The sequence below is a fragment of the Maribacter sp. IgM3_T14_3 genome, assembly GCF_049603095.1.
Classification (GTDB): Bacteria; Bacteroidota; Bacteroidia; order Flavobacteriales; family Flavobacteriaceae; genus Maribacter.
The window spans coordinates 1,278,889-1,295,059 of the sequence record NZ_CP187138.1 but is presented as its reverse complement, the minus strand read 5'-3'; the positions used below and the strand labels follow the sequence as shown (position 1 = coordinate 1,295,059).

Here is a 16,171-nt window from a genome sequence, read left to right as displayed (position 1 = left end):
TCAAAATAGCTTTATACCGGTAGTTTCCAAAGGCTTAATTTTCCAAGGATTTCGCTGCGTGTAAGCTGAAATTATTTTTGCGGTATGGTACGAAGACTTTTTAGGGTCAAGCATAGTTTTTAAATCTTCTAAACTAGATACTGTTTGAGAATTATCTAGGAAACCAAAGCCTTGATAAACACCATGAAGAATTAAAACAAAACCTCGTTCTTCTTTGGTACGTCCTTTTTCAAAAAGTACATAATTGTCATTTTCGTTGTTGAGGTAATCTAAAGCATTTTCAACTTTTTCATTATATAGGCCTAATTCTTCATCTCCGGTACAGATGCCATCACATTCGTTATATTCCCCATGAGTACATCTACCTAACTTACTCTTTAATCCTGTTTGTAACGGACATAATCTAAACTTCGTCGTTAGTTCTAATAAGCGTTTAATAGCATCACCTCGCTTTAAGAATATTTCGGTGGGAGAGTGTTGAAAAGGTCTTCTTTCAATTTTTAATTCCAGAATGCCCTTTTTGTTTTTTTGTGGTACGATATGGTAGGTGATATAATTTTTCTTTTGAATATAATTAAACGGTGGGTCTAATTTATCGATAAGATCCGCCTCTCGTAATAGGGCAATCAGTTCGCTACCGGTAGTTTCAAAATCTATATGATAAGTGGCATCACAAAGTGTTATTTCTTTCTCGCTCGAATTATAGAAATGGCTCAATACCCTTTTTTTAATATCCTTGGCCTTACCCACGTAAACCACTTCACCTCTATCATCTTGAAATTTATAAATACCAGGGGAATTAGGTAAAGAGTTTAGTTTTTGATAAGCTATATTTTTGGGTGCTATATTTTCTTTCTCAACTTTAGGTTCTAAGAATTTAGAGATGACCATTTCGTCATCATCAAGCAAAATCAATCTTTGAAATAGTATGGCAACCGCAGCATTGTCATCATCTAAATCGTTCGATTCTGTGTACGGAATATTCAGAACACTGCTCAAATAGGGTAATTCATAACTGGTCATATTCGGTATAAGCTTCTTTGCCAATCGCACGGTACATAGCTGGGGAGTTTTAAAAGAATACCCCAAATATTTAAATTCAGATTGTAAGGCATAATGTAGAAATGACGCATTATGACCCACCAATATGTGGTCGTCAAGTTCTCTTAAAACGGTATTGGCAACTTCTGAGAACGTAGGTGCTTGGAGTAATATACTATCGGTCAAGCCTGTTTTTTGTTGAATATAATTCGGTATACGTTCTTCGGGATTGATGTCTGTTTGTAATATAGGTTCGTAGTATTCACCTTTAAGTTTACTTATAGTCAGCTGAACTATTCTCAAAGGATTTGGTTTGTAACCAAAAGTGGTCATCGAAATAATAGCAAATTTTCTTTCTGGCATTTTTGATGTTTAGCTAAAATCCATCCCTGAAGATAAGTCCATATTGTTCGGTTCTGCAGCATCCTTCACTGGCTTAAAATCGTAACCAATGGTTTCTTGTTTTACCAATCCGTCAGGTATAGCCGTTAAAAAATAGGTTTCTGCGTCATCTGCTTTCTGCCCCGAATTTGTGGGAATAGATTTTCCATGAATTGCCGATATAGAAGCGGTATTTCTGGTAATTATCAATCTATTCTTAGCACGAGTTAATGCGACATACAGCACCCTACGGTCTTCTTCAATGGCATCTACATCATCTAATGACCAAGCGGAGGGAAATGCCTTTGGCGATACATTAAGAACAATACAAACATCGGCTTCCAATCCTTTTGCGGAGCGAATGGTCGATATAATAACGTGATCTTTTTCTTCGTCGGTTTCTAATTGCGATTCGCTTAGCACTGGTGCACCATTCATTTTTTCGGCATTATCTAACAATCCTTCACCAATAAATTCCCCTAAGCTTGAGTAGCTATTTGCCAAAAGTTTTAATACAGGAAAATCACCCTTACGCTTTTCTATCCAATCTTTTCGGTATCTAAAAGCCAAGCCTAATGACATGGCTTCATAGGCGATGTCTACCATTTTACCGACTTTGCCTTTTTCTTTTTGAACGGCATTATATAGCTCTGAAATTTTGATTCCGTCTGTTCCGGGTATAGCGCCTTGTAATAGCGTAGGAATATCGGTTTTACCCTCATCGGCAATAATAACGGCCATAATCCTAGAAGCTCTTACCTCACCGATTCCTTCCCAAAAAGTCAGGAATCTAACCCAAGCAATTTCATCGTATGGGTTGTTGACTATTCGCAATAAAGAAACCAAATCTTTTATATGTGCAGCTTGTAAAAATTTACGCCCGCCATAGGTTACATAGGGTATTTTTCTTCTTATGAAAACAGCTTGTAATGTTTTCGTATAAAACTGAGAACGCGATAGTATTAAATGATCTGCAAACTTACGGTCTTCATCCGTATAATTTTTTAAGATTTCATCGGCTACCCAATTTGCTTCTTGCCAATCATCACTTACGTTCAGCAATATTGGTGTTTCTCCGCTTCCTCGTACCGACTGTAATTGTTTTTTATAATCTATGGGCGATTTGTCTAGCAACCAATTCGAAATATCTAATATCTCTTGCGTAGAGCGGTAATTTTTTTCAAGTTTATATACCTCAGAATTGGGTACACGTTCTTTAAATTGATGCACATTTCTAAAATCTGCCCCTCTAAAAGAATAGATCGATTGCGCATCATCACCAACACAGAACAAACTACAGATATCAATAAATGGTGAAAGTAGCTCCCATTGCAAAGGGTTGGTATCTTGCATTTCATCAACAAGAAGATAATCAAGATTCTGAGATAATAACTTTCTAGCTTCGGGGTTAGATTTTAATTGAGTCGATACCACTAGCAACAGATCATCATAATCTAGATAATGTTGCTCCATCTTTTTCTTTTGATATGCCCTAAGTAAAATTTCAACATTAGGTTTCATAGCGGTTATCTCATACTCGGTATCTTTATCCTCTTTTCCCTTATAAATCAAGGTACGTATAGATTCGGTCAGATTCTTTTTAGTGTTTCTCGCATAAGAATAGACATCTAATATCTGTTGAGGTTTTATACGAAGCTTACCATAAACATCGCTATGGCTACCAGAAACCATTTTCATTAAACCTAATTGATCATCTGGGTCGATTACCGTAAAATTGGCTGCACCGAACAGATTAGGTCATCAATTATTTTAAATTATTACATATCCCTTAATTTAAGGTTCGTATTCTAGGATTATGTTGAATAGGTGTTTTGTATCTGCAGCTCCCTTTTTTATTTAAGATTTAGCTAGAAAGCAAGAGAGGATAGCCATATAGACTACCCTCAAATGCTCAAACCAAACAAACAAAACTTAAAATGTTCATCAAATCATACTTTTAACTATCATTTTCTACAGAAATAAACTTTTCTAACTTGTCAACCATATCTATACTTCCACAGTAAAATGGTACTCGTTGATGTAGTTCTTTCGGTTCTATATCCAGAATTCTTATTTTACCATCAGTTGCTTTACCTCCCGCTTGCTCTGCTAGAAAAGCCATAGGATTGCATTCATAGAGTAAACGTAATTTCCCATCTCTACTGGTACTGCTATTAGGGTATAAATAAATGCCTCCCTTTAGCATGTTTCTATGAAAATCCGATACCATAGATCCTATATATCTCGCTGTATAAGGGCGGTCATCTTCTTCCTTTTGACAATATTTAATATATTTTTTCACCCCCTCAGGGAAGTGCACGTAATTACCTTCGTTTACCGAATATATATTTCCTTTCTTAGGAAACTGGATATTTGGATGAGATAAATAGAAAGATCCAATAGCTGGATTCAAAGTAAATCCATTTACTCCATCTCCTGTTGTGTATACTATCATTGTAGAAGTTCCGTATACTACATAGCCCGCCGCTACTTGATTATTCCCTGGCTGTAAAAAATCTTCTAACACAACAGGGCTGCCTATTGGACTTATTCTTCTATAAATTGAAAAAATAGTACCTACCGAAACATTAACATCAATATTTGAAGATCCATCCAAAGGGTCTATTAATACAACATATTTATTGTTATTCTTCTCATCGCTACTATTTAGTGCAATAAAATGCTCCTCCTCCTCAGAGGCTATTCCACATACAATCTCTCGGTTATCTAAAGCTTGAATAAACTTTTCATTTGCAAAAACATCCAGCTTCTGTTGATTTTCACCTTGAATATTGGTTTCACCATAAGAGCCTAAAATGTCTACGAGTCCTGCCTTGTTAACCTCATGACCTACAACTTTGGCCGCAAGCCTTATACCGTTTATCAGATTCGAGAGTTCCCCTGTAGAATATGGGAAAGCCAATTGATGTTTTATTATAAATTCACCAAGTGTCCTAGTATTTTTAATCATTTTTTTAGAATTATTGATTATTAATTTTAATAACTACATTCAAAATAAAATGTTGACTTACTACTTTGAACATTCAAAAAAGGGTTGCTGCACCAAATTGATTATTCGATGCAGACAACCGTTTCTGCTAATGGCAAGCTATAGACTTATGTAATTTGCTTTTGATGCAATTGATTCAAAAATAATAGCAATTGCTTCAGCTCCTGGATCAACAACATCTTTAAGGCTTTCTGCTCTTAAGTAGGATGATCTACCTGAATCTGCTTTGTTCATTTTGGCAGTTGAATCTGCACCTTCACGAGCTGCCATAGCCACTGCTTTTAAATCATTCGATTTTAATTCTTCAAGCGCAGGGATTAAAGCGTCAAGCATAGTACGAGATCCTAAACTTGCTCCACCATATTTCATCATCATTTTTACTCCTGATTGAAGTGATGATTGTAAGTCGTCTCCTTTTGATAAACACGCTCCAGCATTGGTAAACATAATTGAAGCTAATACACCACTTGATCCGCCCATATGACTTGCTAAAAGTTCACCAATGGCTACAAAAAGGTCACCAGGTTCGTTTAATGGCAGGCTGTTAGACTCAAGTAATTCCATAATAGCGGTTGCCCCAGCTGCAAACGTAGTTCCAGTATCACCATCGCCGACTTTTTTGTCAAGCTCGTTTAAATAGCTTTCTGCATGCAGTAGTGCGGAACAAATAGTTTGAAGGAAATCTTGGGTTTTTGGGTTTTTACTCGGTTGGAATTCTTTTCTTAAATTCAAGTGGTCAATTTTAAATATGCTTGGCTTTTTAGGAGCTACTGCAGCTGGCCATTCTCTAGGCTCAACTGGTTCTTTTAACATTACTTCTACCTCTGTTGTTAATGGCAATAATGAAAAACTAAATCCATACATGTTCAAAGAAGTCATTAAACCTCCTGGTCCTATTACTAATTTTATTTGATCAGCATAGCTTGAAAGTAATACTTCATTGGCAATAATTGACATTTCAAGAGGAGTAACCGATCCTAAATTGTTGATGATTATGGCATAGTTACTGTTTGGATCTGTGTTGGCAAACAATCTAGAAAGAACCAAAAGAACTGCTTCTTTACCATTTTTAAATTCTACTTTTTCCAAACCTGGTTCTCCATGTATTCCTAGTCCCAGTTCAGGTGAAAGCGTTATTGTGTCGATTTCTGTTCCTGGAAGGGCACAAGTTGAAATTGCTAGTCCCAATGAGATACTTTTTTTGGCAGTTTCTTCGGCTTTCTGCTTAATAGTTTCAAGGTTTTCTCCCTTTTCAGACAAATACCCAGCAATTTTATGCACAAAAAGAGTACCAGCAATACCTCTTGGTTGTGCTGCATCCGATAGGGCGATATCATCTGATACGACTACCATTTCTACTTTTTTACCCATTTTTTTGGCACGTTCGGCGGCAAGACCAAAGTTTAATCGATCACCGGTATAGTTCTTAACAATTAGTAGGCAACCTGCGTCGCCTGTTACCTGTAAAATACAGGCCAAAACAGCTTCCACGCTTGGTGAAGCAAAGACTTCTCCAGAGATGGCCGCTGTTAGCATTCCTTTACCAATAAAGCCAATATGGGCAGGTTCATGTCCCGCTCCTCCACCTGAGACTATGGCTACCTTTGATTTGTCCCAATCACTTCGAACGACAAATTTCCGTGAGGGAAACCCATCTGCTCGTGTTAGTTTACTGTTACCATCTAGCCTTAAAAGACCATCAATGGCTTGGGTGACTACTGTTGTTGAATCATTAAAAAATCGTTTCATAAGTTGAAATTTTTAAGTTAATTATAGAAAATAAAATGCCTGGCCGATGAATATCAGCTTTAAAAAAAATGTAAAATGTTCTTGATTTCACAGGTTCCGAATAAGAACAAAGACTGAACCTGCGTACTATTATATATCCTGTTTGTTATCTTCTCATAGTGGTTTTTTGAAAAATTAAACAGGTATTTTTTGCCTGAATTTCAAAGGAGATAAAGAATAGTTCTCATGAAAGACACGGCAAAAGTGAGAAGTATTGTTAAATCCGGATTCGTAACAGATTTCATTAATGTTTTTGTTGGTTGCCATCAGTAAATGGGCAGCGTATTCAAGTCTTTTCTCTCTCAACCAATGGGCTGGAGAATCTTTATACTTTTTTCTGAACTCTCGCTTAAATTGAGAAAGACTCAAATTCGACAAATAAGCCAAGTGGTCTACATTAAGGCTGGTATACATATTTGTCTTTACTACATTATCTAAAGAAGATTGCTCTTCTACGAGACATTCACGAAGAAAACTCATAAAATAACTTCGTTCTTGTCCAGAGATAAGCATTAGTAAAAGCTCTTCAAACTTATGGCATATTAATTCTTTTACAGGAGGGGAAGTGGAAGGCTCAAAATAAGACATTACGGAATCAATGTAAATGCTCATCCACTTATCCATAAAAAACTGATATGCCCCTAGCGATTTCACATCTAATAATTCAGAAGGTGCAATCATTTGTTTGTATTTATTTATGAATTTTTTTAAAAAATCATCATTCAAAAAAACCAGAAGACATTCCAATTTGTTCCCGTGCAATAGCTTTTCGCAAATAATAATGGAACCTTTTTTAACGAAAATCGCTTCTCCTGCTTCTAATTTGTAAAAGTAATTTGGAGTTACCACTCCTTGGTTTCCTTCCAGAACAAACATTAACATATGTTCTCTGATGAAGAATCTATCCCGCTCTTTGGAATCAGTAACCGAATATTGCACTAATAACTGTTGGTCGGTCTCTAAAACCTGATACTCATCGGCCTTTTCAAAATAGCTTTGTAATTCCTCGTCAATCATTATTTTTTCAATAATTTAACTAGATAAATATATCGATAAATCCCTTTAAAAAATGTTCTATTTGGCTCAAATAGTATCGATATTGAGTTTTTAAGGCTGTAAAATGAGAGTACGTTATTTTTTTAAGGATTTATTTGCTGAATTAATATTAACTAACTGATAAAATAAGACTGTAGACTACCTAGTATAAATTACATAAATCTCAGAATCAATTTTAAATATCTACTAGTTAGAGATTTATATAGAAGATAATGTTGAAAAGGTACTGTTTGTTTTTGTCTTTCAACATTTTTATTCAAAATGGCTCAATGCTTCTGCTGCACGAAGAATTTCTAATTCTTTAGTCAAATATTTAGGGCGCTTTTGACTGAATCAAGAGTTCTCCAAGTATCTAATTTCTTGTAGAGATGCATGATTTGGCCAACATTCATATTTCTAATGGTATCCTTCATTCTGGGAATTGCCGGCCCAGACATACTAAACCTCCTTAGACCTAAAGCACTTAATAAATTCGCTGCTTGCGTATTCATTGCTAATTCGCCACATAAACTTACTTCCAATTCTAACCTATTAGCTTCGTCTAGTATAACCTTCAAAGCTGATAATACAGCTGGATGTAAAGCACTATAATGTTTTGAAATGCTTGAGTTTTCTCTATCCATTGCAAGAAGATATTGTGTAAGGTCATTCGTTCCAATGCTTATGAAATCTAGTTCTTCGGCTAACAATGGCAAAATAAAGGCAACTGATGGAACTTCAACCATGATACCAACCTTCATATCATCTGAAAATGGGATGCCGTCTTTTTTTAAATCTTCCCTTACCTCTTCAAGTAGTGCATTAGCTTCTAAAACTTCCTCAACCATTCCTACCATTGGATACATAATACCAATATCATAGTCGGCGGAAATTCTACATAAAGCCCTAAGTTGAGTTTTGAATATTTCTTGATTTTGTAAACAATATCTTATACCGCGAAGCCCTAAAAATGGATTGTCTTCATGTGGGATTCCCAAGTAGGGTATGGGTTTGTCACCACCAACATCCAAAGTTCTAATGGTTATTGGCAAGCCATTCATATTTTCACAAACCTCTTTATAAACTGCATATTGCACTTCTTCGGTTGGAGGTGTTTCTTGATTCATATATAAAAACTCTGTTCTATACAATCCTATACCATCAGCACCATTGTCATAGGCAATTTTAGCTTCTTTGGGGCTACTTATATTGGCAAGTACTTTGAAAGTTTCACCATCTAAACTATTAGCAGCTAATTTAGCTTTTGAAAAACGTTCTTTTTTAATTTCTTCCTCAACTTCTTTTTTAGCCTTTAATTTTACGATCATTTCGGGATGGTCTTTTTCAGACCATATTTCTCCTGTACTACCATCTATCGCAATTATAAAATTGTCTTTTATGGCATCAATTTTACCATTCAAACCTGTAATAGCTGGAATTCCTAACGACCTAGCCAATATAGTAGCATGTGAAGTTTCTCCTCCGATTTGTGATACAATTCCAAGCACTTTACTGGTATCTAAACTCAAGGTTTGTGCAGGACCAATCTCATCTACAACCAAAATACTTGGTTCATCTAGAATCAATACCATTTGTTTAGAATCCAAGAGTTCGTCAACCACTTTGTTACGAATCTCTACAACGTCTGCTGCTCTTTCGCGTAAATAGATGTCATCTATTTTTAGATATTTTTGTTCCAAACCAGTAAATACCTTATACCATGAATATGCTGCTGAATAATGATCTTTCTCAATTAAATTCTCGACTTCAGATATTTGGTCCTTATCATTTAGTAATAGTAAATGAAAGTTGAAAATCTCTGCATCCTCTTGCCCAAAAAGGACCATTGTCTTATGTTGAATGACCTCCACTTCATTTAAGACTTTACTGATTGCACCTTTGAGTTTGCCTATTTCTTCTATCGTATTTACTATTTCTGTCTTTTCTACGGTTATGTTATCATTTCTAAGAACCTTAGCAGGAGCAATAGCTATTCCCTTAGAAACTCCAATTCCAAGAATAGCACCGCCTTTAACCAAATTTGATATTGTTGAAATTTCAACTTTTTCAGTCGTGGCCTTGGGTGTTTTGAGTTCTTTGGAATCTCCAAAGTTGTTTGAGGAGAACTCTTTCAATGTTCTTTCCAGTTCCGAAAACTCATTCCCTCGTACTTTGAAAACTAGGGTATCACCTTGCATGGCACCAAGCGTTCCAACTTGACTAATGCTTGTTGCAGATACAAAGCTTCCGTTGTTGACTGCTACACTTACCTCATTGTCAAAACGATTAACCAATTCAACTAATCGAACAGATGGTCGCGCATGCAAGCCCAACTTATTGGGGACTTCTATTTTTATTTCTCTTCCAGTAGTTTCAACCTCGCTATGACCATCTAAACCAGTCGGAGGGGCGGCACCCAGTAAGGTGGCTTTTCCTAAAAGACCATTTCTGGCTTCCATTGCAACTTTTTCCAGCTTAAAACCAGACATCGCTTGTGCAGCGGCAGCAATTGCTCCCTCTACCAATGGGGCTTCACATAGAAGTACTTTTTCTTTTAGATTTTCTGACAGCAACTCGGTGGCCATTTCTGCATTCATTACAGCGCTACCAATATCCATCAATACAAGTACTCCGCCGTCTGAATCGGCCAATTCAATAGCTTCTTTAATTAAAAAGGGATCCGTACCTATTGAATTAGTCTCATCATTTAACCCTCCAGCAGCAAAAATTTTTACTTTACCCTGCGACATTTGCTCTGCAAGTTCCTTAACTCCTTCGGCGAGTTTTTTACTATGGGATACAATTACAATTCCTACCATTTTATTAATTGGGTTGAATAACTGATTCTTTTAACATTTTTAAAATTAAAAAGCTAGAAGTTGCGCCAGCATCTTGGTGCCCAATACTACGGTCACCAAGATAACTTGCCCTACCTTTTGTTGCAATCATATCTATAGTAGACTTCATGCCCTCTTCAGCAGCAGCCAGCATATTGTTCAAAGCTGTTTCAATAGAATCTTTATTCTTAACCGAAAGCAGTAAAGCATCAATTGCTGGCTCCAATGTGTCTATCATTGTTTTTTCTCCTTTGGATGCTCTGCCTCGTGCTTTGATACCGTCAACTCCTTTTCCAAAACTGTTAGCCAATTCTTCAACGGTCAACTCGGTTTTACTTTCAAGTGGAAGAGCAGCTTGTAAAAAGAAACTACCGTAAAGTGGTCCTGAAGCCCCTCCTATACTTGAAAGTAAAGTCATCCCGGTATTTTTAAGAACAGCGCAAATATCTTCGCTTGCGGAAAGTTCGTTGATTTTTTCCAAGACCTTATTAAAGCCCCGTTCCATGTTAAAACCATGGTCAGCATCGCCAATATCTGAATCCAATTTTGTCAAATAGTCTTTATTCTCTCCTATGACATGGGCTGTTTTCTCGAGCCAATTAATAACCTGAGCCTGCTTTATTGTTTCCATTTTTTAGTTGGTTTGAATTGTTAAATCTTCACTTACACTCCCCAACGAAGTCCAGGGGTTAGTACCGGGGCATCCCAAAACTTCAGAATCTCCTCATCAGCTCTTACCAATGTTATAGAACATCCTTGCATATCTAAGGCCGTGATATACGATCCAACTAGATTTCTGGCTAACGTAATTTTCTTCGCACTACATAGCTCATGCAATTTACGATAAACAGTATATAATTCTGAAATAGGAGTACTACCCATACCATTGACCAATGCTATCATTTGATCACCAGATTTGAAAGCGTCACTTATAAGTTCCTTTTCTTCCCATCCTCCATTTGAAAAATTCCATTCCCTTAAAATTCTGGAATAGTCCTTGTCTTCTAATATTGCTGAAGTTAGAATCTGTGTGATTTCATCAGCAGTAGTATGCGAAATTCGCTTTCTACCCGGTTCTCCATGTATACCAACACCGATTTCAATTTCATCTTCATCGATATCAAAATTTGGTTTTCCGGCTGCGGGTACGATACATGATGTTAAAGCCATACCCATTGACCTTCCTCTAGAATTAACTTTTCTTGCTAAATCGGCACATTTGTTTAAGTCATAACCAGCTTCAGCTGCTGCTCCAACAATTTTCTCTAAAATAACGGTTGTACCCACACCGCGTCTTCCAGCAGTGTATAAACTATCTTTTACGGCTACGTCATCGTCAATAATGATGTTTTGTGTTTCTATGCCTTCTGCATTTAGCATTTCGGCAGCCATTTCAAAATTCATGACATCACCAGTATAGTTTTTTACCAAAAATAATACACCACCACCATTTTGAGTTGCTTTTGCACAGGTATACATTTGGTCGGGAGTAGGGGATGTGAAAACTTCTCCCGGGCATGCTGCATCTAACATACCAGTTCCTACAAAGCCACCATGCATTGGTTCATGACCGCTACCACCTCCCGATATTATAGCAACCTTGCCTTTTCGAGTCGCGCTTGCTCGTTTTATGTATTTTGGTTCTAAGCTTATTTCAATTTCAGGATGAGCGGCCAACATGCCTTGCATTTGCTCGGTAATAACGTCAGGTATTTTATTTATTAATTTTTTCATGTCTCGTGTATTACATTCTTTAATTTACTCTTTAAGTTTCATATAATTCAAGAAAATCCCTTTGACAGCATTTATTACACCATCAAAGGGAATAATCAACCAACTAAAATTTTACTGTAGCTCCAAAAGCTGCATTAAATTCTTCTCTGTCCGGGTTGTAGACCATATCTGCTTTTAGTGCGAGTCCTACTTCTTTGCCTATGGAGTAAGATTTTGAAGTATACCACCCGATTTGAGTAACATTGGCTTCTCCATCTGTAGTATAATAGTTATCGTTAGGCGAAGCCGAAACAAAAGGGCGTACTGTAATACTATTTGGCATGTCAATGGAATAGCCAACTTCTAAATATAGTGGAGCATCACTACCAGGGAAGGAATTGTAAAAATCCCATCCAACAAAGAAATCTAATTTACCGATATTATAAACCGCTCTAAGTTCTAGCCTGTTGGTGGCACCATCATTATCAAAATTAAGAAAACCACCCACATTTGGGTCATAATGAGGCAGTACCATTACAGCTAAATTAGATTTTTTACCAATCTTGCCACCGTAGCCTATATAGGGGATAATCTCTTTATAGTTGGGTGCGTCGGATGCTATTGAAAAGGGATATGACGACCATACTCCAATAAAGAATCCGCCTTTAGAGAAGGTCACGCTTGTCTGTGCATTTGGATGATCCCCCAAAACAAGTCCCCGCCAAATAAATCGACTATTCAATGTAAGGTCAAAAGCGACGTTCCATTTGCTTTTTTTCTCCATTTCTTCATCTTGTTCTGTGAAGTTTTCTGTCGCTTCTTTAGAAGTCTTGGAAGTCATCTCTTTATCGTTTAAGGAAACAATTGTAGAATCCGTTGAATTTATTGACGCTTCCGAAATATCTGATTGCGCTATAATTGACTTTGTAAAAAGTGCTATTATTAGTAATGCTATGTACTTTGTTTTTTGCATGATTGTATTTTTATACTGTTAAGATGAGTTGTTTAAATTAGAATAGTTGCCAGAATGAAATTTTAAAATACAGGGAAGAAAATCATAAATGCGCCTGCTGCTGCACCTCCAATAATTGGACCTACTACGGGAATCCATCCATAAGCAAAATCTGAATCGCCTTTTCCTGGAATAGGAAGTAACATATGAACAAGACGTGGTCCAAAATCCCTCGCTGGGTTAATTGCATATCCCGTGGTTCCTCCTAATGACAAACCAATACCCCACACAAGACCTGCGACCATAAAGGGGCCTAAACCCGCTGACATATCTCCTGCAAAGATTGCTGCAACGCCCAAAACCAAAACAAAAGTGCCTATTGCTTCACTTACAATATTCCATCCGGTGTTTCTTATCGCTGGACCTGTAGAGAAAGAAGCCAATTTAAGACCAGCATCTTCAGTAACCTTCCAATGTGGACCAAAGTGCAAGTACACTAAGACTGCTCCTACCATTGCTCCAAGTAATTGCACACTTATAAATGGAAATACATTAGAAAAATCCCCACTTGAAATTGCAAAACCTATTGTTACCGCAGGATTAATATGGGCAGGTGCACCGAAAGCTAGTGCGACAAATACGCCTACTAAAACCGCGAAAGCCCACCCAGATGTGATGACCATCCACCCACTACCGTTTGCTTTTGAATCTGTCAAAAGCACATTTGCTACTACACCGTTACCCAATAGCACTAAAATCATTGTTCCAAAAAATTCCCCTAATAAAATGTTGATGTCCATAATAGTTTGTTTTTAAATGTTAGTTATTTACAATTCAACATTTAGAATTTATCATTAAATAATAGTAATATATTTTAATATGATAAAAATTAAACATTAAGATTGCGTTATTTATATTTTTCAAACTTATTGATTCAAGAAAGAGCAGGATTTTCTATTTGGTCCAAATTATATTTGATTTGGCCTTTTTGAACAAAAACATCAATTTTCAGTGATTAAAATGGATAATTTGTAAAAAAAGTGACCAAAAAAGTATCTGATAGATAACTCTGATTAATGTGTACTGAGATATTATTGTTGATGTTTTATAGGGTAGGAACTTTTTTGGTAAAGAGAAATTTATACTGGAATTTTCAGATATATGAAAAACATATTAAAAGATTTTCTTTTAAGAAGCATTAAGGATTCAGATGCGGTTTTGGAACTTTGCTCTTTATCAAGTCCCAGTTATAAGGTTTCAAAAAACCAGTATGTACTTAAAAAGTATCAAAAGGAAAACTGCCTATATTTTATAAGTTCAGGCTGTATAGCCTTAATGGTGCAAACCGAGAAAAAAGATAACGTGCTAGGCTTTGGCTATCAAAATTCGATTATAACATCTTTTTTATCCTTTGCCTCTGGTCTTCCTTCTGATTTGAGCCTACTGGCAATTTCGGACGTTGAACTAATTAAAATACCTAAGAAAGGTTTAATGCATTTGGTAAATAATAATTCTACCATTGCCAATTGGTACAATAAACTGATTAAAAAAACCTTGATAGGTCATTTAAATAGGGAAATAGAAATGTTGACCTTGAGTTCTAAAGAGCGTTATGTAGCTTTCCTAAATCGAAGTGGGCATTTAGTAAATTCAATTCCGTTAAAATACATTTCCTCATATCTCAATATGACTCCCGAAACTCTTAGCAGGGTAAGGAAAACGATTTCTTGATTTAAATCAAGGAAACGTGTCCTTTATATTTTCTTCTTTGTAAAAAAAGAATGAAACTCAATAAAGAAAACCAGGCACCTAACTTTAGAGTAAAGGATATTTTTGGAACTGAAATAGATTTATCAAAAATGGATAGTCATAAAATTTTAATCTCATTTTTTAGATATGCGGAATGTGCGCTATGTAACCTAAGAATTGCGGAACTTAAAAGAGCATCCGAAGTCTTTCAGAAAGAGGACATTGAAGTAGTCACTATTTTTCAAAGTCATGAAGAAAGCCTAAAAGAATCTATCCATAAAAGGCACGAATTAGATTTTACTGTAATTTCTGATTCAAATTTTAAATTATATGATATGTACGGAGTAACAACTTCTTGGGGCAAATTATTACGAACCGCAAGCCTAAAAGGTATTAAAAGTACACTTGCCGCATCTTCACAAGGATTCAAATTAGGAGGAAGGGTAGAAGGTAAGTTTAACCAAATACCCGCCGATTTTTTGTTGGATAGAAATAAAAGAATCAAAATAGCACATTACGGCAGTAGTCTTATTGACCATATGCCTTTAGAAGAAATTTTAAACTAAGAGTGTTTTATTCCTAACACTAAATGGGAGGAATTCGATTTTTTTTTGGTAAGCCAAAGTGTATTAAATAGAAAACAAGCCTAAACAAAATGAAAACAATAATTGTAACAGGATGTAGTAGAGGAATTGGCTTAGCCATAGTTCACCTCTTGGTTAAGAGTCAAGAATTCAATGTTCTTGGCACGTCCAGATCAGGGTCCTGTCCCATTTCTGATAAGAATTTCACTTGTTACCAATTAGATATTTCGAAAAGCTCATCAATAGCAAGTTTCATTGAAAAAATTGAGAATAAAAAAATTAATTATCTTATTAATAATGCAGGCATTCTTATAGAAAAATGGGATAATTCAGCAATAAATATCATTCAATTAAAGGAGACTTTTAACGTGAACCTTTTTGGTACTGTTGAATTGGCTGAAGCTATAATTCCTAGGATGGTTTCAAAAGGCCATATAGTTAATGTTTCTTCAGGTTGGGGTGCTTTTAGTGAACCGAATTTAAATGAGTGTCAACCGCACTATAAAATGTCAAAAGCAGCCTTAAATATGTATACTAAAACCATGTCTAAAAGGTTGGTTTCAAAAAATATTACTGTTTCTTCTATAGATCCTGGATGGACTAAAACAGATATGGGCGGTAGCAATGCCGATAGAGAACCGGAAGAAGCCGCAAATGATATTTTAGAGTTGATTCAATCTAATATTGAAACGGGCAAGTTCTGGCATTTTGGAAAAGTACGAGGCTGGTAAAATCAGATGTTTAATGAAATTCTTTAGGTAAACATTACGTCGTCTTTTAAAAGTTAAAAAAGATGAAAGTAAAAATTTATGTAATGACCAATTCATTTGCCTCATCAATTTTATTATCAACAAAGCTCTTTGAATACCCCTCAGTAGTTGCAACGCTTTGATGTTATAAAGCATCACTAATCAAAGAAACAGGAAGGTCTAGAAATTTAGCTTTAGTAGCCCATGAATGTCTAAAGTAGTAGTTAGTTTACAATCAAGCCCGGCATCTTGAGCTAAAATTATAAGTGCTTGTTAAACAGCCTTCTATCGGAACGATACTTCTTGAACATTTGAACAGAACCATCATTACC

The 16,171-nt window shown here is 36.0% G+C and carries 13 protein-coding genes; 3 read left to right on the top strand and 10 right to left on the bottom strand.

Features of this window, described 5'->3' with window-relative positions; translation table 11 throughout:
* The 10 genes from ACPF9A_RS05940 to ACPF9A_RS05895 all read right to left on the bottom strand — a co-directional run bounded on the left by ACPF9A_RS05940 (position 1) and on the right by ACPF9A_RS05895 (position 13,557).
* A complete protein-coding gene (locus ACPF9A_RS05940) occupies positions 1–1,404 on the bottom strand; it encodes an exonuclease domain-containing protein (RefSeq protein WP_424002544.1) in 1,404 nt (467 codons plus the stop codon).
* 9 nt (positions 1,405–1,413) lie between these two features.
* Complete coding sequence (locus ACPF9A_RS05935; protein ID WP_424004433.1) at positions 1,414–3,174, bottom strand: ATP-dependent helicase; 1,761 nt, start codon at positions 3,172–3,174, stop codon at positions 1,414–1,416.
* Between the two features lie 205 nt (positions 3,175–3,379).
* On the bottom strand, positions 3,380–4,393 hold the full coding sequence (gene fbp / locus ACPF9A_RS05930) for a class 1 fructose-bisphosphatase (RefSeq protein ID WP_424002542.1): 1,014 nt from the start codon (positions 4,391–4,393) through the stop codon (positions 3,380–3,382).
* A 138-nt stretch (positions 4,394–4,531) separates the two neighbouring features.
* Positions 4,532–6,181 (bottom strand): dihydroxyacetone kinase subunit DhaK, encoded by a 1,650-nt coding sequence (locus ACPF9A_RS05925; RefSeq protein WP_424002540.1) that lies wholly within the window; start codon positions 6,179–6,181, stop codon positions 4,532–4,534.
* A gap of 174 nt (positions 6,182–6,355) precedes the next feature.
* Positions 6,356–7,237 (bottom strand): helix-turn-helix domain-containing protein, encoded by an 882-nt coding sequence (locus ACPF9A_RS05920; RefSeq protein ID WP_424002538.1) that lies wholly within the window; start codon positions 7,235–7,237, stop codon positions 6,356–6,358.
* A gap of 344 nt (positions 7,238–7,581) precedes the next feature.
* Positions 7,582–10,074, bottom strand: coding sequence for a phosphoenolpyruvate--protein phosphotransferase (gene ptsP, locus ACPF9A_RS05915; RefSeq protein ID WP_424002536.1), 2,493 nt, complete (start codon positions 10,072–10,074; stop codon positions 7,582–7,584).
* A 4-nt stretch (positions 10,075–10,078) separates the two neighbouring features.
* A complete protein-coding gene (gene dhaL / locus ACPF9A_RS05910) occupies positions 10,079–10,723 on the bottom strand; it encodes a dihydroxyacetone kinase subunit DhaL (RefSeq protein ID WP_424002534.1) in 645 nt (214 codons plus the stop codon).
* Positions 10,724–10,755: 32 nt separating this feature from the next.
* Positions 10,756–11,826 carry a dihydroxyacetone kinase subunit DhaK gene (dhaK, locus tag ACPF9A_RS05905; protein ID WP_424002532.1) on the bottom strand — a complete coding sequence of 357 codons (1,071 nt, stop codon included), beginning with the start codon at positions 11,824–11,826 and terminating at the stop codon, positions 10,756–10,758.
* A 103-nt stretch (positions 11,827–11,929) separates the two neighbouring features.
* Positions 11,930–12,778, bottom strand: a complete 849-nt coding sequence (locus ACPF9A_RS05900) for a hypothetical protein (protein ID WP_424002530.1) — start codon at positions 12,776–12,778, stop codon at positions 11,930–11,932.
* 62 nt (positions 12,779–12,840) lie between these two features.
* Positions 12,841–13,557, bottom strand: a complete 717-nt coding sequence (locus ACPF9A_RS05895; protein WP_424002528.1) for an MIP/aquaporin family protein — start codon at positions 13,555–13,557, stop codon at positions 12,841–12,843.
* 361 nt (positions 13,558–13,918) lie between these two features.
* Between ACPF9A_RS05895 and ACPF9A_RS05890 the strand changes: the two genes are divergently transcribed.
* The 3 genes from ACPF9A_RS05890 (at position 13,919) to ACPF9A_RS05880 (ending at position 15,821) form a co-directional block, all read left to right on the top strand.
* Positions 13,919–14,488, top strand: coding sequence for a Crp/Fnr family transcriptional regulator (locus tag ACPF9A_RS05890; RefSeq protein WP_424002526.1), 570 nt, complete (start codon positions 13,919–13,921; stop codon positions 14,486–14,488).
* 50 nt (positions 14,489–14,538) lie between these two features.
* Positions 14,539–15,072, top strand: a complete 534-nt coding sequence (locus ACPF9A_RS05885; RefSeq protein WP_424002524.1) for a redoxin domain-containing protein — start codon at positions 14,539–14,541, stop codon at positions 15,070–15,072.
* Between the two features lie 89 nt (positions 15,073–15,161).
* The gene (locus ACPF9A_RS05880; protein ID WP_424002522.1) at positions 15,162–15,821 is read left to right on the top strand and encodes an SDR family NAD(P)-dependent oxidoreductase; all 660 of its coding nucleotides are present in this window, start codon (positions 15,162–15,164) and stop codon (positions 15,819–15,821) included.
* Positions 15,822–16,171 lie beyond the last annotated feature (350 nt).

What these genes read in the sequence shown, in the direction of transcription:
- ACPF9A_RS05940 (WP_424002544.1), bottom strand. Translation starts at nt 1,404, where the DNA reads ATGCCAGAAAGAAAATTTGCTATTATTTCGATGACCACTTTTGGTTAC.
- fbp (WP_424002542.1), bottom strand. Translation starts at nt 4,393, where the DNA reads ATGATTAAAAATACTAGGACACTTGGTGAATTTATAATAAAACATCAA.
- ACPF9A_RS05925 (WP_424002540.1), bottom strand. Translation starts at nt 6,181, where the DNA reads ATGAAACGATTTTTTAATGATTCAACAACAGTAGTCACCCAAGCCATT.
- ACPF9A_RS05920 (WP_424002538.1), bottom strand. Translation starts at nt 7,237, where the DNA reads ATGATTGACGAGGAATTACAAAGCTATTTTGAAAAGGCCGATGAGTAT.
- ptsP (WP_424002536.1), bottom strand. Translation starts at nt 10,074, where the DNA reads ATGGTAGGAATTGTAATTGTATCCCATAGTAAAAAACTCGCCGAAGGA.
- dhaL (WP_424002534.1), bottom strand. Translation starts at nt 10,723, where the DNA reads ATGGAAACAATAAAGCAGGCTCAGGTTATTAATTGGCTCGAGAAAACA.
- dhaK (WP_424002532.1), bottom strand. Translation starts at nt 11,826, where the DNA reads ATGAAAAAATTAATAAATAAAATACCTGACGTTATTACCGAGCAAATG.
- ACPF9A_RS05900 (WP_424002530.1), bottom strand. Translation starts at nt 12,778, where the DNA reads ATGCAAAAAACAAAGTACATAGCATTACTAATAATAGCACTTTTTACA.
- ACPF9A_RS05895 (WP_424002528.1), bottom strand. Translation starts at nt 13,557, where the DNA reads ATGGACATCAACATTTTATTAGGGGAATTTTTTGGAACAATGATTTTA.
- ACPF9A_RS05890 (WP_424002526.1), top strand. Translation starts at nt 13,919, where the DNA reads ATGAAAAACATATTAAAAGATTTTCTTTTAAGAAGCATTAAGGATTCA.
- ACPF9A_RS05885 (WP_424002524.1), top strand. Translation starts at nt 14,539, where the DNA reads ATGAAACTCAATAAAGAAAACCAGGCACCTAACTTTAGAGTAAAGGAT.
- ACPF9A_RS05880 (WP_424002522.1), top strand. Translation starts at nt 15,162, where the DNA reads ATGAAAACAATAATTGTAACAGGATGTAGTAGAGGAATTGGCTTAGCC.